Source organism: Streptomyces sp. ADI95-17 (assembly GCF_003846175.1).
In the GTDB taxonomy this organism is placed as follows: Bacteria; Actinomycetota; Actinomycetes; order Streptomycetales; family Streptomycetaceae; genus Streptomyces; species Streptomyces sanglieri.
The window spans coordinates 29,797-45,869 of sequence record NZ_ML123054.1 but is presented as its reverse complement, the minus strand read 5'-3'; the positions used below and the strand labels follow the sequence as shown (position 1 = coordinate 45,869).

The window sequence follows — 16,073 nt, the reverse complement described above, 5'->3', positions numbered from 1 at the left end:
ATGACGACAGCCGCAGCGGGGGGCGCCGACGCGGTGCCCCCCGCCGACAAGCAATCGTCCCCGGAGCCGTCGGTGCCCGCGCCCAGGAAGCCGTCCGGTCCGCCGGCCGGCGGCGCGGGACGCAGCCGCAGGAGCGTGACCGGCACCCGCCGGTTCTTCGCCGCCCTCTTCCTGGCACCCGCGCTGGTGCTGCTGGGCGCGCTCGTGGTCTATCCGATCGTGTACTCCGTCTACCGGTCGTTCTTCGACCAGGCGGGTACGGGCTTCGCCGGACTCGACAACTACAAGGCGCTGTTCACGGACGACACCATCCGTACAGCGGTCAAGAACAACGCGATCTGGGTGGTGCTCGCGCCCACGGTCTCCACGGCCCTCGGGCTGATCTTCGCGGTGCTGACCGAGCGGATCCGCTGGGGCACGGCGTTCAAGCTGGTGGTCTTCATGCCGATGGCGATCTCCATGCTCGCCGCCGGCATCATCTTCCGGCTGGTGTACGACGCCGCCCCGGAGCGCGGGGTCGCCAACGCCGTATGGGTGGGTGTGCACGACACGTTCAACGAGTCGGCGGGCTACCCGAAGGCGCACCCGCTGCCCGTCCACCCGCTCAAGGCGGGCCCCGGCGGCTCGTTCGTCACCAAGGCGCCGGTACGGGCCGGGCAGCCGGTGCAGCTGCCGCTGGTCGGTGTGATCCCGGCGAACATGCCGAAGGACGCGAAGCCCGCGAAGGCCGCCACGGCCGGGGACGGGAAGATCTCCGGCACCGCGTGGCTGGACTTCACCAAGGGCGGTGGCGGCAAGCCCAACGTCATCGACGCCAAGGAGCTGGGGCTCAAGGGCATCGAGGTCGAGGCGGTCAAGGACGGCAAGGTCGTCGCGTCGGCGACGGCGGCGGCGGACGGTACGTTCACGCTGCCCGCGTCGGCGGACGGTGCCGCGCTCCGGCTCCCCGCCTCGAACTTCAAGGAGCCGTACAACGGGGTCGAGTGGCTCGGCCCGACGCTGGTCACCCCCGGGATCATCGGTTCCTACGTCTGGATGTGGGCCGGGTTCGCGATGGTGCTGATCGCGGCGGGGCTCGCGGGGCTGCCGCGTGAACTGCTCGAAGCGGCCCGGGTGGACGGCGCGAACGAGTGGCAGGTGTTCCGCCGGATCACGGTGCCGATGCTCGCGCCCGTGCTCGTGGTGGTGCTGGTCACGCTGATGATCAACGTGCTGAAGATCTTCGACCTGGTCTTCATCATCGCGCCGGGTTCCTCGCAGGACGACGCGAACGTGCTGGCGCTCCAGCTCTACCGGTCCTCGTTCGGCACGGACGCGGACCTCGGGATCGGCAGCGCCATCGCCGTACTCCTGTTGCTGCTGGTACTCCCGGTGATGTACGTCAACATCCGCCGGATCCGGAAGGAGGGGCGCCGATGACTACAGCGTCGACCACGGCCACGAGCACACCGGCCGGCAGTGCTCCGGTGAAGGCCGAGCGGTCCCTCGGCGCACGGCTCGCCGCCCGCGCCGGCGGCGGTGCGATGCGGATCTTCCTCGTCCTGGTGGCCCTGTTCTGGCTGATGCCGACGATCGGTCTGCTGCTGTCCTCGCTGCGCGGCGCGGACGACATCGCGGCAACCGGCTGGTGGAAGGTGTTCACGGCCCCGTCCGAGCTCACCTTCGACAACTACTCCCGGCTGCTCGACAATCCGACGATCACCCACTCCCTCCTCAGCACGGTCATGATCACCGTTCCGGCGACCCTGCTGGTCGTCGTGATCGGCTCACTGGCCGGATACGCCTTCGCCTGGATGGAGTTCCCCGGCCGCGACTGGTGGTTCCTGGTGGTCGTGGGGCTGCTGGTGGTCCCGGTGCAGGTCGCCCTGGTCCCGGTCTCCAAGCTGTTCGGTGCGGTCGGGATCTTCGAGACGACCTTCGGCGTGATCATCTTCCACACGGCCTTCGGTCTGCCCTTCGCGATCTTCCTGCTGCGGAACTTCTTCGCGGAGATCCCGAGGGAGCTGCTGGAGGCGGCCCGGCTCGACGGGGCGGGCGAGATCCGTCTCTTCACCCGGGTCGTGATGCCGCTGGGCGGTCCGGCGATCGCCTCGCTCGGCATCTTCCAGTTCCTCTGGGTGTGGAACGACATGCTGGTGGCGCTGATCTTCGCCGATTCCGGCTCCCCGCCGATCACGGTGGCCCTGCAGCAGCAGGTACGGCAGTTCGGCAACAACATCGACGTGCTGGCGCCCGGCGCCTTCGTGTCGATGGTGATTCCGCTGGCGGTCTTCTTCGCCTTCCAGCGCCAGTTCGTCTCCGGCGTGATGGCGGGCGCGGTGAAGTAAGCGAGTGCAGCGAGGCGGTGCCGCCGTCGGACGGGCCAGAGGGCCGGTCCGGCGGCGGCGCCGTCAGCGTTGCTGGCCCGCCATCACCGTGACGAGGCCGATGACCACGAGCAGCGAGCCGCCCCAGGTCCACATCGAGGTCCGTTCGTGCAGCACGGTCGCCCCGGCCAGCACGATCAGCAGATACCCGAGGGCGTTGAACGGGTAAGCGATGGACAGCGGCACCTTGGCCAGGGTCGCCATCCAGGCCAGGGCCGACACCGCGAAGACCACCAGACCCAGGACGACCCAGGGGCTGGTCGCGGCGCGGATCGCGACGGATCCGCCGCCGTGCCCCGCGGCGGCGGCCGCGCCCTTCATCCCGTGCTTGAGCATGATCTGGCCGCCCGCCGAGGAGAACACGGCGAACAGCAGCAGCATCAGACTGGGGAGGGTCAAGACCTTGCTCCTGACTGCGGCGCCCGCGGATTCCGGCTCCGGGGCGGGGGTGGGACGGGGGACGGCGGCCTCAGACGCCGACCCGGTCGGCATGGACGTACTGTCGGTTGAGGATGTCCTGTACATCGACGTGCTCTCCAGCGATGATCGTCTCGGCCGCATGCGGTGTGAGCAGTGCGACGTGCTGATAGCCGAACAGCGTCGGCCGGATCCGGGTGAGCAGCTTCGACACTCCGCCCAGGACCGCGGGGAGCGGTCCCCCGCCGAGCAGCGCCCAGAACGGGGCCCCGGTCGACGCGATGTGCAGGACGTCGTAGCCCGCGTCCCGGACCGTGCGGCGCAGGCTGGCCCGGGTGAAGAAGCGCAGATGCGTTTCGTCGAGGATGCCGCGCCGGTCGTAGCCGAAGACTCCGAGCGCCACCCGCAGCCGTGAGTACCAGTGGCTGAAGTTCGGTACGGAGAGCAGCACATGACCGCCGGGCCGCAGCACCTCGGCGACCTCGGCGAGCACCCGCTCGGGGCGGGAGAGGTGCTCGATGACGTCGCCGGCGACCACGTAGTCGTAGTCGACGCCGATCTCGACCGGCAGTCCCTCCTCCAGGTTGGCGAGGTGGAAGCGGGTGCACTTCTCGCGTACGCCGGGGACCTCGACGTAGTCCACGCCGGTGACCTCGTGGCCGAGTGCTTCGAGGCGCTGGGCGAACAGTCCGCCGGAGCAGCCGAGGTCGAGGACCCGGCCGGGCGGGAGGCTGCGCATCTTCTCCAGGATGACGGAGTGCGAGGAGCCGTCGCCCTCCTTGAACGCGTACTCGACGGGCTTGGGGATCCAGCCGCAGGTGCCGAATCCCTTGACGGCGAGCCGGTATTCGAGGACGTCCTTGACGACGTCCTTCGCGTACTTCATGCCGTTGACGTAGCAGATCTCGTCGCCGTAGTAGGTGGGGACGGGGATCTCCTTGATCCGCATCCCCTCGTTGAGCAGCTGGACGATGATCTGGGTGTCGAAGTCGAACGCGTCGGTGTTCCGGTGGATCGGCAGCTTCTTGAGCGCCGCGACGCTGTAGGCGCGGTATCCGGAGTGGAATTCGGTGAGCTGTGATCCGAGGAGGGCGTTCTCCACGCGGGTGAGAATGCGGTTGCCGAGCCATTTGTACATCGGCATGCCGCCCTTGAGCGCGGATCCGGATTTCATCATCCGTGACCCGAAGACGGCCTCGCATTCGCCGCGTTCGATCGGTGCGACCATGTCGGGCAGGAATTCCGGGGCGTACTGTCCGTCGCCGTGCAGCAGCACGACGATGTCGAGTCCGTGCTCGGCGGCCAGCGCGTATCCGGCCTTCTGGTTTCCGCCGTATCCGAGGTTCTTGGTGTGCCGCATCACCACGGTCCGCGGCATTCCCTCCGTCTGCGACCAGCGGCAGCCCGCGGTGAAGGTCGCGTCATGGCTCGCGTCGTCGAGAATGAGGATTTCGGCGACCTTGGACCGGAAGTCCTCCGGAATGCGGTCGAGGGTCCTCTCCAGCGTCGTCTCGGCGTTGTACGCGACCACCAGGATGCCGATCCTGGGGCTCGGGCTTTCCTTCACGGGGCGTTCTCCAGTTGCGCTCGGTACTCGGTGCTTGGTGTCTGGCGCTTGGTGTCTGGCGCTTGCGGGGAGGGTCAGTTGACGGCGCAGCCGGCGCGCTGCCCGGCGCAGGACGCCGCGACCGGGGCCGGCCCGGCGGGGGGCCCGGTGGGCGGCTCCGGCCGGGCAGCGAGGATCTTGCGGACTCCGCTGACCAGGCCCGCGGCAAGAACCAACCAGCCCAACTCGGCGAGCAGCAGCACCGTTTCGCTCCAGTGCACGGCGGAGCGCCCCTGGTACCCGAGGACCGCCGTCAGCCCGAGCAGGCAGCTGTACGCGGCGCCCTCCCAGAAGCCGACGACGAACAGTCCGGCGGCGGCCCAGGTGAGGTACTGGAGCGCGGAGGCGGTGGAGAGCAGCAGCAGGAGGCTCATCGTGACGGCGACGACGACCGGCAGCTGCGCGGGCCGCAGCCGGGCGAGCCAGACCCCGGCCGCCGCACAGGCCAGTACGAAGAGGAAGTGGCCGTCGCCCTCGATGTAGGTGATGAAGGACTCGGGCAGGCCGAACAGGTCGGCGAACCGGACGAGCCCCCAGAGGCGGTAGCCGCCGCCCGCGTACTCCAGGACGTTCTCCTTGAGGTTCTGCGGAACGGTCAGCAGGACCGGCCCCCAGACGAGGGCGATCAGGGCCGCGAACCCGGCGGAGAAGCGGACGAGCGCCGGCCGGCCGGCCCGCAGCGCGACCAGGAACAGCGCCGGGATCACCACCACGGGGATGAACTTGACGCTGATCGACAGCGCGGCGGCCACCCCGGCGGCCAGCGGCGCCCTGCGGTCCACGAGGAGATGGGCGGCGGCCAGGGCGAAGGTGATCGCGACCGCGTCGGTGTTGCCGTGATATCCGGAGGTGGCGATCAGTACGGGGCTGGCTGCCACGCCCACGCCGCAGGCGACGGCGGCGCCGAGCGGACCGCGGCGGCGCACGATCTCGAAGACGACGATCGCACAGAAGAAGTCGGCGATCGAGGCGGGCGATCTGATCAACGTGCCGAAGGGGATGCCGAGTTCGGAGAGTTCATTCAGCCCGAGAAGCATCCAGCCGGCCAGTGGCGGATGGTTGTAGACGGGCAGTCCCGGCAGCGGCTGTTCGTAAATCCGAATGGGCCCGTAACGCACGATCGCCTTTGCGAAACCGTGAAAGATTCGCACATCGGCCGGGCCCGGCATATTCGCCGCGATCAGCATTCGGGTGATAAGACCCGCGGCGGCGGCAATGATCACCACCGCCCTTGCGCGTGACACGTTCCAGGTTTCGCATCGCATTCGGATACCCATGAAAACAGAACGTAGCAACCCGAGGGCGCCGAGCAACGCACCGATGGCCACACTTAGATGGACCATTACTCGAATATTTCACGCAGCCGCGCAAACATTCGTATCCCTGAATCACTCGAACGGTTCAGGGAGTGCGCGGCAGCGGAAGGGAATTGCCCGGCCGGAAGCGGCACGGCCGGGCGGTGCGGATTACAGCATTCGGTCGACCACGCCGGCCGCCGCGTGCCCGTCGTCCAGGTCGCAGAAGTCCCGGCGGAACGCCTCGTACGCCTGCGCGTGTCCCGCGGTGGCCCGCTCCGGATCGCGCAGCGCCTCCACGAGACCGGCGGAACCGGGGATCAGCGGGCCGGGGGCGCGGGCCTCGAAGTCGAAGCAGAAGCCGCCCAGGGTGTCGCGGTGGTGCGCCAGGTCGTAGGTGTGGAAGAGCATCGGGCGGCCGGTCCGGGCGAAGTCGAACATCAGCGAGGAGTAGTCGGTGACCAGGGCGTCGCTGATCAGCATCAGCTCGCCGGCGTCGCCGTAGCGCGAGACGTCCCGGACGAAGCCGCTGCCGCTGTCCGGGAGGCGGCCGGTCACCAGGGGGTGGCGGCGCACCAGTAGCACGGTGTCGTCGCCGAGTTCGCGTTCGGCGACGGCCAGGTCGAGCCGGAGGTCGAGGGCGTACCGGCCGCCGCCGCGTGGCTGGTCCTCCCGCACGGTCGGCGCGTACAGCACGATCCGCTTGCCCTCGGGGAGGGCGAGCCGTTCGCGTACCGCGGCGGCGACCTTGGTCCGGTCCGGGGCGTGGAACAGGTCGTTGCGGGGGGAGCCGCACTCCAGGATCTCGCCCGGGTAGCCGAAGGAGCGTCTCAGGACGGGGGTGGAGAAGCTGTTCGGCGAGAGCAGGAAGCTCCACTGGCGGGCGCGCCGCTCGATGGTGGCGAGGTGGGCGGCGTCGGCGCGGGCGGTGCCCGCGAGGTCGAGGCCGATCCGCTTGAGGGGGGTGCCGTGCCAGGTCTGGACGACGCACTGGCCCTCGCGCCGTTCGAACCACTCCGGTAGCTGGGTGTTGGTGACGACGTACCGGCTGCGGGCCAGCGCCTCGTGCCAGGCGGCGGAGCCGTGCTCGACGGCCGTGGCACCGGCCGGGATGCGGGTCTGCTGGTCGCTCACCACCCACAGGTGCACCAGCTCGGCGCCGCGCCGGGCGATCTCCTCGTGGACGGCGCGCGGCGAGTCGGAGTACTGCCGGCCGTCGAAGCTGCTGTACAGCACGGTGTCGCGCAGCGGTGCGGTGCGCCGGGCCCGGTAGCCCTCGCGCAGCAGCCGCCTGCCGCGCGGGCCACGTTCCGCCGCGGGGAGCACCGGGGCGCTGTTGATCAGCAGCTGGTCATGGAAGCGCCGTTCGACGGTGTACGTCCGGCCGCCGAGGGTGCGGGCGGTGGGCAGGGTGCGGTGGGCGGCGGCCGGGATGCGCAGCGCGGCGTCGTCCGCCTCGTCCCGGGCGCCCCGCTCGCGGAGGAAGAAGTACCAGTCCCCCTGGCCCAGCGGCAGTTTCCCGCCGGGGCTCTCGACGGCGTCCGGCCGGAGCGCGGCCCGGAACCGCCGGGCGCCCGCGGCCCCGGAGAAGGTGAGCGGCAGAACGGCCTCCTCGCCGTGCCCGCTGTGTCTGGCCACCAGGTCGACGGGCGTTTCCGTGGGGCCGGGGAAGGTGCCCTGCAGGAGGAGCTGCCCGTCCCCGGTCCAGGTCGCCAGGTCGACGGCGGGCTGCACGGGGCGGTCGCTGATCAGCAGATTGCCGCGGGAGCCGGTGGTGAGGCCGAGTTCGCGCCGCTCGTCGCCGCTCCCGGCCAGCGGGTAGCGGCCGGGCAGTACCGGCCCCGGCACGTCGACCGGTGTACGGCGGCCGTCCGGTCCGACGAGATGCAGGCTGTACGGGACCTGGGCGCGCGCCGCTCCCTCGTCGGCGTCCGGCCGGGCGTCGGCGAAGGCGCCGAGCGGGATGTCCGCGGTGAACCGTCGCCAGCCCGCCGCCGAGGGCACGGCCCCTTCGTGCACCGTCACCGGACGGTCGAAGGTGGTGCCGGAGGGATGGTGGGTGAGCGCGAGGCGCAGCGGCCCGTTGCCGAGCCGGTCGCGGATCATTCCGTCGATGACCACGGTGGCGGTTCCGTCGCCCGTGTCGCCCGCGCGGTGCGTCTCGAAGCGGGCGTCGATCCGTTCGGCGTGCAGCACCAGCCTGCCGCCCTCGAAGGCGGGCACGATCCGGTGGTCGCCGTCGGGACGGTGCACGGGCGGCGGGGCGGCCGCCTCGTCGGTGGAGAGTCCGGAGCGGCGCAGCATGCCGTGCCCGGCGATGCCGATCTCCAGCCGCCAGGTGAGGCGTTCGGGGCCGGCGACCGGGTCGATGCGGAGCCTGGCCGGGTCGACGACGGTCTCGAAGCCGGATCTGTCGTAGTCGTGCAGGCTCTGCCGGGACCGGGCGGTGGCCTCGGGTTCGACGGTGGTGCGCAGCCGCAGCGGCACCATGTGCCGGCGACCGGCCCGCAGCCAGCCGGCCCGGAACTCGGCGGCGCGCGATCCGGCGGGCAGGTTGCGGATGTACGCGTACCCCTTGAGGTGCAGTCTGCCGTCCTGCCAGTGGGCGTCCCGCAGCCGGGCGGTGAGCGGCAGGTCCCGCTCGCCCACGCGCAGCACCGAGCGTGGCACCGGCCGGGTGAGGGCCGGATAGGAGGCGCTGCGGCGGCGCACTCCCCGTACCGTGAAGGCGCCCGGCTCGGATCTGTCGAGGGCGAGCAGGTCCAGCAGTTCACCGGTCCGGCGTTCGCGTACGAGGTGCCACATCAGCCGCAGCCGCAGCGGCAGCGCGTCGAGCACGGCCGGGTCGACCTGGTCGGTGAACTCGTTGGCGTACGTGACGAAGGCGCGCCGGTACTCCTCGTCGCCGTCGGGCAGCGCCTCCATGAAGTACCAGAGGTCGTTGGCGAGCACATGCGCCTCGTACCGCCGTTTGTCGGCGGCGTCGCGGTGCTCGTCGAGGAAGGCGCAGACGCCCAGCACGTGCGAGACCCGGTCCTGGACGCCGCGGACGACGGCGCGGCGGGTGGTGACGGAGCCCGGCCGCTCGCGCCAGTGGTAGACGGGGTCCTTCAGCACATCGACGGAGCGGGCCAGGAAGTGGGCGGGCAGCACGACCGGGATGTCCTCGTGGAGGGCGCCGACCGGGAAGGCGAAGGCGTGCTCGTCCCAGAAGGACCGGCGGAAGACCTTGTTGCAGGCGATCCGGTCGGCGACCAGGTCCCAGTCCCGTGAGATGTGGGTACGCAGCCGGGTGGTCGCCATGGGCTTGCGGAAGTCGGGCGACTGCTGGAGCCGGCCGCCGGTCCGCAGCCGCAGCACGTTGCCGGAGGCGAGGTCCGAGCCGGTCTCGTCCAGGGCGCCGACGAGGAGTTCGTACGCGCGGGGCGGGAGCACGTCGTCGCCGTCGGCGAAGGCGAGGTGGCGGGCGCCCGGATCGCAGTTGCGGACCCCGGTGTTGCGGGCGTGCCCGAGCCCGCCGTTCTCCTGACTCACCAGCCGGAACCTGCCGTCCTGTCCGGCGAAAGCGGCGGCCAGGGCCGCGCTGTCGTCCGTGGAGCCGTCGTCGACCATCACCACTTCCAGGTCGGCCATGGTCTGCTCCGCGAGGGACTTCAGGCAGTCCGTCAGATGGAGCTCCACGTTGTGGACGGGTACGACGACACTGAGTCGTGGCGGCATGTTGGGCACGTCCGTTCATCGGGGCCTGGTTGTCCGTACGGCTCAACCCCGTGACGGTCCGGGGGTCACCGGTCGCGGTCTCTCCCGAACGGGTGAGATCGGCCGCTCCCCGGTTGCCGGGCGGTCCGGCTCCGTCGCGCCCAGGAACAGGCGGCGCACCACGCGTTCGGCCGCGTGCCCGTCGTCGTACGGGCAGAAGCGCTCCCGGAACGCCGCCCGCAGCCCGTCCGTCCGCGCCGAGCGCCACTCGCCGGTCCGGAACAGCTCCAGCAGCTCGTCCTCGGTGGTGGCGACGGCGCCCGGGGTGTCGCCGGGGCGCCCCGACAGCAGGTCGAAGTAGGTGCCGCGCGAGGCCCGGTATGCCTCCCAGTCCGGGACGTGGCTGATGATCGGGCGGTCCAGGCAGGCGCCGGCGGAGAAACCGTCGGGCGCGCGGGCGGGCACGGAGGCAGAGAAGCCGTCGGGCACGCGGGCGGGCGCAGGGACAGAGACATCGGCGGAGAAACCGTCGAGCGCGCGGGCGGGCGCAGGGGCCGGGACATCGGCGGAGAGACCTCCGCGGGCGGGCGCAGGGAGCGAGACGTCGCCCCACCAGTCGACACGGTCGTGTCCGAGCAGGAGTACGTCCGGGTCGCCGGTGGCCAGCCGGTCGGCGACCGCGTCCAGCGCGCCGGGCAGCAGCAGGCCGTCGAGGAAGAGCAGGTAGCGCCCGCGCGCGGCGGCCGCCCCGGCGTTGCGGGCCGGGCTGGCGCCGAGATGTGCGGGAAGGGTGATCACCCTGACCCGGGGGTCGCGCCGGGCGAACTCGGCGGCGATCACCGCGCCGCCGTCCCGGGATCCGTCGTCCACGACGAGAAGTTCCGGCTCGCCGGGAATCTGGCCGAGCACGTTACTCGATGGCCGCCCGGAGATACCCCTGATCGCGGTGGGCGGGCACGACAACACTGAGAAGCATGGCAGCCGAGCGTAATCGCGCCGTCACCCCGCGCCGAATCCCGCGTTCACCCGTTCGGGGCAGTGCCGGTGACCCGAGGCGTCCGCCCCGGTTGAGCGGGCATGAAGCCGCGCCTCAGTGTCGTCGTCCCGGTCCACAACGTCGAGGACCACCTGGAGGACTGCCTGCGCTCGGTGGCCGGACAGTCGGTCGGCGACATCGAAGTGGTCCTCGTGGACGACGGTTCGACGGACGGAAGTACGGCCATCGCCAAGTCCTTCGCCGCCCACGACCGCCGCTTCCGCTATGTCCGCCGCCCCAACGGCGGGCCGGGCGCGGCCCGCAACACGGGCGTGCGGCACACCACGCCGGACGTGCCGTACCTGGCATTCGTCGACAGCGACGACGTCGTCGTCCACGACGGCTACGCGCGGATGCTGGCCTCCCTGGAGTCGACCGGCTCCGACCTCGCGACCGGCAATGTGTGGCAGCTGACCGAGCAGGGGCGGCAGCAGGCCCGGCAGTACCACTGGCTGACCGGCAGCCGGGCCCGCACCCACATCGGCCGCGACCCCCGGCTGCTCGCCGACCGGGTCGCCTGGAACAAGGTGTTCCGGCGTTCCTTCTGGGACCGGCACGCCTTCGCCTTCCCGGAGGGCAGGCTCTCCGAGGACATCCCGGTGACGATCCCGGCGCACTATCTGGCCGGCTCGGTGGACGTGCTGCACGAGCACGTCCACTACTGGCGGGTCCGGGAGGGTTCGATCGCCCGGCGGCGTACGGACGTCAAGGGCGTACGGGACCGGATCGCGGCGTGCGAGCAGGTCAGCGCGTTCCTGGCGGGCCGGGGCGGGGTGGCGAACGGCGGTGCGCGGCGCCGCTACGACCTGTCGTGCCTGCGCGACGACTTCGTGTACTTCCTGGACGGGCTCCCCATGGGCGGCCCCGAGTACCGGGAGGCGTTCATGGCGGACGCCGGGGCGTTCCTGGACCGGATGGAGCGGATGGACGGGGCGGGCCGGGCGGACCGGGCCGTGGCCCATGAGTTCCCGGTGTCGCTGCGGATCAAGTGGCAGCTGGTGAAGGAGCGCCGGCTCCCGGAGCTGCTGGAGGTGCTGGCCTTCGAACGGGCCAACGGCGCCGGGACGTTCACGGTCGGCGGGGTGCCGGGGCGGCGGCAGGCCGGCTTCCCCGGCATCCCGGACACCGTCCGCCTCGCCCGGACCGATCTCCCGGCCGTGGCCCGGCTGCTGGACGCGCGCTGGGGCGACGACGGGAAGCTGCGGCTGCGCGGTTACGCGTACATCCGCAATCTGCCGGCCACGACGCCCCGCCACTCGCTGAAGATGGGCATGGTGCGGGCGACCCAGGGTCAGGTGTTGCGGACGGTGCCGGTGCGCGGCGTGCTCGCGCCCGAGGCGACCGCCGACTCCGGCCAGCAGCTGCACCGTTACGACCACTCCGGCTTCGAGATGACCCTCGACCCGCGCCGGCTGCGGCCCGGCGGCTGGATGGTGGGGATGATGGTGGCCGCCCAGGGCACGGTCCGCCGGGTGGCGGTGCGCGCCGTGGAGACGGGGGCCGCCCAGCCGCTCGTCCATGATCTGGGCGACGGACGGCGGGCGGTGCTCGACTACCGGGGCGGGCGGCTCCGGCTGACCCTGACTCAGCTGCCCGCCCGTTGCGAGAGCCACCGCTTCGGCACGGACCTGGAGCTGACCGGCCGGCTGTACGAGGGCGCCCGGCCGAAGGCCCTGGTGCTGACCTGCGAGGGGGTGGCGGACCAGGAGTTCGGCCACCCCGTCGAATGCCGGCCGGACGGCCGCTTCACGGTACGGATCCCGCTCGCCGACCTCGCCGGGATGGCGGGCGCGCCACCGGCGCCGCACCGGGCGCCGCGCGAGGTCGAGCCGGAGCCCGGCGGCCGGTGGCGGGCGCGGCTGGTGCTGGCCGACGGGACGCGGGTGCCGCTCGCGGTGGCCCCGGAGTCGGCGCCGCCGGTCGTGGCCGATGCGGCGGGCGAGCTGGTGCTGGACCTGAGCGGGCAGCCGTTCGTGGAGTGGGCGGCGTGGACGCCGGACGGGGCACTGCGGGTGGAGGGGGTGACCGGGGCCGGTACGGGCGTACGGCAGGACGAGGGCCCGGACCGCCTCGTGCTGCGGCACGAGACGCTGCGCGAGACGGTGTCGGTGCCCGTCACCCATGACGAGCGGGGCGCGGGGGTGCCGGAGGGGGTGGACGGGAAGGTGCGTGAAGGGGCGTACGGGGGGCGCCGGTTCACCGCGTTCCTCGCGCCCTCGGTGGCCGCCGGGCTGTGCGAGGGCCGCTGGGAGGCGTATCTGGGCGGCCGGACGGTCCGGGTGCCGGCCGGGCTCGCCGCCCGGCTGCCGCTGCGCCGCAGCGGCCCGGTCGCCGCGGCGCCCGTGCCGGGCCGGGAGTTCGCCCTGGACCGCAGATCCGGCGACCGGCTGACCCTGTGGGCCGGGCCGGTGGCGGTGCCCGCCGAGCGCGGCGCGTTCCGCCGGGCGGAGCTGCGGGGCAGGCACTATCCGTCCCGGCGGGCGATGCCGCTGCGGAACGCGGTCCTCTACACCGGCGGCGATTCACCGCGCGCCGTGCACACCGAGCTCCTGCGCCGGGGCGTGGAGTCGGAGCACCTCTGGGTCACCGACGGGGTCCACGGCGGCGTACCGCCCACCGCCGTCCCGGTGATCGAGCACAGCGCCGCCTGGTACGAGGCGCTGGCGCGGTCCCGCCGTATCGTCACTGCCGACCAGTTGCCCGAATGGTTCGAGCGGCGGCCCGACCAGACCGTCGTGCAGACCTGGCACGGCGCCCCGCTCGGCCGCTTCGGCGCGGACCTGGCCGGCACCCTGTACGCCGACCACCAGGAGCTCGCCACGCTGCCGCACCGGTCGGCCCAGTGGTCCGTCCTGGTCTCCCCGAGCCGCCACACCACCCCGCTGCTGCGCCGCGCGCTGGACTACCGGGGCGAGATCCTGGAGGCCGGCTCCCCCGCCAACGATCTGCTCTTCTCGCCCGACCGCGCCAAGACCGCGGAGCGGGTACGTCGCAGGCTCGGTATCCCGGACGGCCGCCGGGTCGTGCTGTACGCGCCGACCTACCGCGATCAGCTGGCCCACCCCTGCGGCGCCGACGACGAGCGGCCGCGCTACCGCTGGGACACGGCGCTCGACCCGGCGGCGCTGGCCCGGTCCATCGGTTCGGCCCACACGGTGCTGGTGCGCCGCCATCCGAGGGTGACCGGGAGCGTGCCCGAGCGGGCCGGTGTGCGCGACGTGTCGGCGCACCCGGACACCGCGGAGCTGCTGCTGATCGCCGATGTGCTGGTCACGGACTACGCGGGCCTGATGTTCGACTTCGCGCACACCGGCCGCCCGATGCTCTTCCACACCTACGACCTGGCGCACTACCGGGACACGGTGCGCGGTTTCTGCCTGGACTTCGAGAACCGGGCGCCGGGCCCGCTGCTCGCCCGGGCGGACCAGATCGCCGCGCTCCTTCGCGACGCCGGTTCGCTGGCCGAGTCGGCGGCCCGGCACGCGGACGCGTACGAGAGCTTCCGCCGCGACTTCTGCGACCTGGACGACGGCGGGGCGGCGGCCCGGGTCGCGGACCGGCTGCTGGCGGCCGGCTAACCCGCCTTGAGGGCGGCGACCGCGGAGGCCGCCAGGTCGTCGAGATAGCCCTTGGGCAGCGGGCCGCGCACGACGGCGAGCCGCCAGTAGAGCGGGCCGACGATCAGGTCGAGCGCCCGGTCCGGGTCGCTGTCCCCGGGCAGTTCGCCGCGGGCCACGGCGTCCCGTACGACCATGGCGGCGATGCCCTGCTGCGGGTCCAGCAGGGCGGCCTTGATCGTGTCGGAGATCTCCGGATTGCGGGCCGCCTCGACCAGCAGGTCCGGGATGACCTGCGAGGCGACGGGGTGGCGCAGGGCGTACGAGGCCAGTTCGAGCACCGCCCGGACGTCCCCGTACAGCGAACCGGTGGCCGGTGCCGGCATGCCCTGGGCCGCGACGGCCGAGACCAGATCGAGGACCAGCGCCAGCTTGGACTTCCAGCGGCGGTAGACGGCGGTCTTGCCGACGCCCGCGCGCCGCGCGATCCCCTCCATCGACATCCGGGCGAAGCCCACCGCGGCCAGCTCCTCGAAGACGGCGCCGCGGATCGCATCGGTGACGTCCTCGCGCAGCACGGCGGCTCCGGCGGGGACACGGCGGCGGGTTCCCGGGTCGGTGGTCATGGCCGAATCATAGTCCGTAAGGACGGAACGGTTGCGTTGCGACGTGAATGCGCCCTACCCTCGGCGTTGCGACGATACGGTCCCGTTCCGTCGAACGTCGCTCCCCCCGCCTCCCGTCGAAAGCGATCGTGGTGAGCCAGACAGCAACCCCACCGGCCCCGGCCGACACCCCCGGCGCGGCGCCCTTCCCGGTGTACGCACCGGGCGAGCTCGCCGCGCTCGCCGCCCGGCACGGACTCACGATGAGCGGCGCCCGGCCCTCGCTGACGGCGTACGTCCGGCAGCTGTGGGGGCGGCGGCACTTCATCACGGCGTTCGCCACCGCCAAGCTGACCGCCCAGTACAGCCAGGCGAAGCTCGGTCAGATCTGGCAGATCATGACGCCGCTGCTGAACGCGACGGTCTACTACTTCATCTTCGGCGTCCTGATGAACACCAAGCGCAACGTCGAGGACTTCGTGCCCTTCCTCGTCACCGGCGTGTTCATCTGGACCTTCACCAGCAGCTCGATCACCGCGGGCACCCGGGCGATCAGCGGCAATCTGGGGCTGGTGCGGGCGCTGCACTTCCCACGCGCCTCGCTGCCGATCGCCCTGGCCCTGCAACAGCTCCAGCAGCTGCTGTTCTCGCTGGGCGCCCTGGTGCTCATCCTGGTGGGGTTCGGGCAGTTCCCGAAGCCGTCCTGGCTGCTCGCCGTTCCGGCGCTGCTCCTCCAGGCCGTGTTCAACACCGGTGTCTCCATGGTGGTGGCGCGGCTGGCCGCCCGGACGCCGGACATCGCCCAGCTGATGCCGTTCATCCTGCGGACCTGGATGTACGCGTCCGGGGTCATGTGGAGCGTGGACACGATGCTCAAGGGCGACCGTGTCCCGCACTTCGTGATGGTGATGCTGGAGTGCAATCCGGCCGCCGTCTTCATCGATCTGATGCGGTTCGCGCTCATCGACAGCTTCGGCGCGTCCCATCTCCCGCCGCATGTCTGGGCGATCGCCGCGGGCTGGGCGCTCGTGTGCGGCGTGGGCGGATTCGTGTACTTCTGGCAGGCGGAGGAGCGGTACGGACGTGGCTGACGACATGGCTCACAACAACGAACCGGTGCCGACCGTCGTTGTGGACGACGTCCACATCACGTACAAGGTCAACGGCGCCCGTACCGGAAAGGGCAGCGCCACCTCGGCGCTCAGCCGGATCGTCTCGCGCCGGCAGACCCCCGGAGTGCGCGAGGTGCACGCCGTGAAGGGGGTGAGCTTCGCCGCGTACAAGGGCGAGGCCATCGGCCTGATCGGCTCCAACGGCTCGGGCAAGTCGACCCTGCTCAAGGCCATCGCCGGTCTGCTGCCCGCGACGAAGGGCCGGGTGCACACCCAGGGCCAGCCCTCGCTGCTCGGGGTGAACGCCGCGCTGATGAGCGATCTGACCGGTGAGCGCAACGTGGTGCTCGGCGGCCTCGCGATGGGCATGACCCGCACCC

Annotated in this window: 10 protein-coding genes and 2 pseudogenes; 5 read left to right on the top strand and 7 right to left on the bottom strand. The window is 71.9% G+C overall.

Features of this window, described 5'->3' with window-relative positions; translation table 11 throughout:
- Complete coding sequence (locus EES42_RS40555) at positions 1 to 1,419, top strand: carbohydrate ABC transporter permease (RefSeq protein ID WP_124723225.1); 1,419 nt, start codon at positions 1 to 3, stop codon at positions 1,417 to 1,419.
- Positions 1,416 to 2,327 (top strand): carbohydrate ABC transporter permease, encoded by a 912-nt coding sequence (locus EES42_RS40550; protein ID WP_124723224.1) that lies wholly within the window; start codon positions 1,416 to 1,418, stop codon positions 2,325 to 2,327. The genes EES42_RS40555 and EES42_RS40550 overlap by 4 nt, the downstream gene beginning before the upstream one ends.
- A gap of 63 nt (positions 2,328 to 2,390) precedes the next feature.
- Here the strand turns inward: EES42_RS40550 and EES42_RS40545 are convergent, their stop codons facing one another.
- The 6 genes and pseudogenes from EES42_RS40545 to EES42_RS46960 form a co-directional block, all read right to left on the bottom strand.
- Complete coding sequence (locus tag EES42_RS40545) at positions 2,391 to 2,765, bottom strand: DMT family transporter (RefSeq protein ID WP_241196904.1); 375 nt, start codon at positions 2,763 to 2,765, stop codon at positions 2,391 to 2,393.
- A gap of 70 nt (positions 2,766 to 2,835) precedes the next feature.
- A complete protein-coding gene (locus EES42_RS40540) occupies positions 2,836 to 4,350 on the bottom strand; it encodes a bifunctional glycosyltransferase/class I SAM-dependent methyltransferase (RefSeq protein ID WP_124723223.1) in 1,515 nt (504 codons plus the stop codon).
- 74 nt (positions 4,351 to 4,424) lie between these two features.
- Positions 4,425 to 5,633: a hypothetical protein gene (locus tag EES42_RS40535; protein ID WP_241196903.1), complete on the bottom strand. Its 1,209-nt coding sequence runs from the start codon at positions 5,631 to 5,633 to the stop codon at positions 4,425 to 4,427.
- Positions 5,634 to 5,855: 222 nt separating this feature from the next.
- Complete coding sequence (locus EES42_RS40530; RefSeq protein ID WP_164495522.1) at positions 5,856 to 9,404, bottom strand: bifunctional glycosyltransferase/CDP-glycerol:glycerophosphate glycerophosphotransferase; 3,549 nt, start codon at positions 9,402 to 9,404, stop codon at positions 5,856 to 5,858.
- Between the two features lie 42 nt (positions 9,405 to 9,446).
- A pseudogene (locus EES42_RS40525) lies at positions 9,447 to 9,812 on the bottom strand (CDP-glycerol glycerophosphotransferase family protein); the annotation flags it as partial.
- Positions 9,813 to 10,064: 252 nt separating this feature from the next.
- Positions 10,065 to 10,253 (bottom strand): annotated as a pseudogene (locus EES42_RS46960) (glycosyltransferase); the annotation flags it as partial.
- A 207-nt stretch (positions 10,254 to 10,460) separates the two neighbouring features.
- Here EES42_RS46960 and EES42_RS40515 point away from each other — a divergent pair.
- Positions 10,461 to 13,997 carry a bifunctional glycosyltransferase/CDP-glycerol:glycerophosphate glycerophosphotransferase gene (locus EES42_RS40515; protein WP_124723221.1) on the top strand — a complete coding sequence of 1,179 codons (3,537 nt, stop codon included), beginning with the start codon at positions 10,461 to 10,463 and terminating at the stop codon, positions 13,995 to 13,997.
- Here the strand turns inward: EES42_RS40515 and EES42_RS40510 are convergent.
- Positions 13,994 to 14,602 (bottom strand): TetR/AcrR family transcriptional regulator, encoded by a 609-nt coding sequence (locus EES42_RS40510; RefSeq protein WP_124723220.1) that lies wholly within the window; start codon positions 14,600 to 14,602, stop codon positions 13,994 to 13,996. The two genes, EES42_RS40515 and EES42_RS40510, sit on opposite strands and share 4 nt — an antisense overlap.
- A 128-nt stretch (positions 14,603 to 14,730) precedes the next feature.
- Here EES42_RS40510 and EES42_RS40505 point away from each other — a divergent pair, with 128 nt between their 5' ends.
- Together EES42_RS40505 and EES42_RS40500 are read left to right on the top strand one after the other, a co-directional pair.
- Positions 14,731 to 15,672: an ABC transporter permease gene (locus tag EES42_RS40505; protein ID WP_124723219.1), complete on the top strand. Its 942-nt coding sequence runs from the start codon at positions 14,731 to 14,733 to the stop codon at positions 15,670 to 15,672.
- A 4-nt stretch (positions 15,673 to 15,676) separates the two neighbouring features.
- Positions 15,677 to 16,073 (top strand): ATP-binding cassette domain-containing protein (locus EES42_RS40500; RefSeq protein ID WP_124723366.1); only part of this gene is annotated, 397 nt, incomplete at its 3' end.

Excerpts from the sequence above, each read along its gene's own strand:
- EES42_RS40555 (WP_124723225.1), top strand. The coding sequence starts at position 1 with ATGACGACAGCCGCAGCGGGGGGCGCCGACGCGGTGCCCCCCGCCGAC.
- EES42_RS40550 (WP_124723224.1), top strand. The coding sequence starts at position 1,416 with ATGACTACAGCGTCGACCACGGCCACGAGCACACCGGCCGGCAGTGCT.
- EES42_RS40530 (WP_164495522.1), bottom strand. The coding sequence starts at position 9,404 with ATGCCGCCACGACTCAGTGTCGTCGTACCCGTCCACAACGTGGAGCTC.
- EES42_RS40515 (WP_124723221.1), top strand. The coding sequence starts at position 10,461 with ATGAAGCCGCGCCTCAGTGTCGTCGTCCCGGTCCACAACGTCGAGGAC.
- EES42_RS40510 (WP_124723220.1), bottom strand. The coding sequence starts at position 14,602 with ATGACCACCGACCCGGGAACCCGCCGCCGTGTCCCCGCCGGAGCCGCC.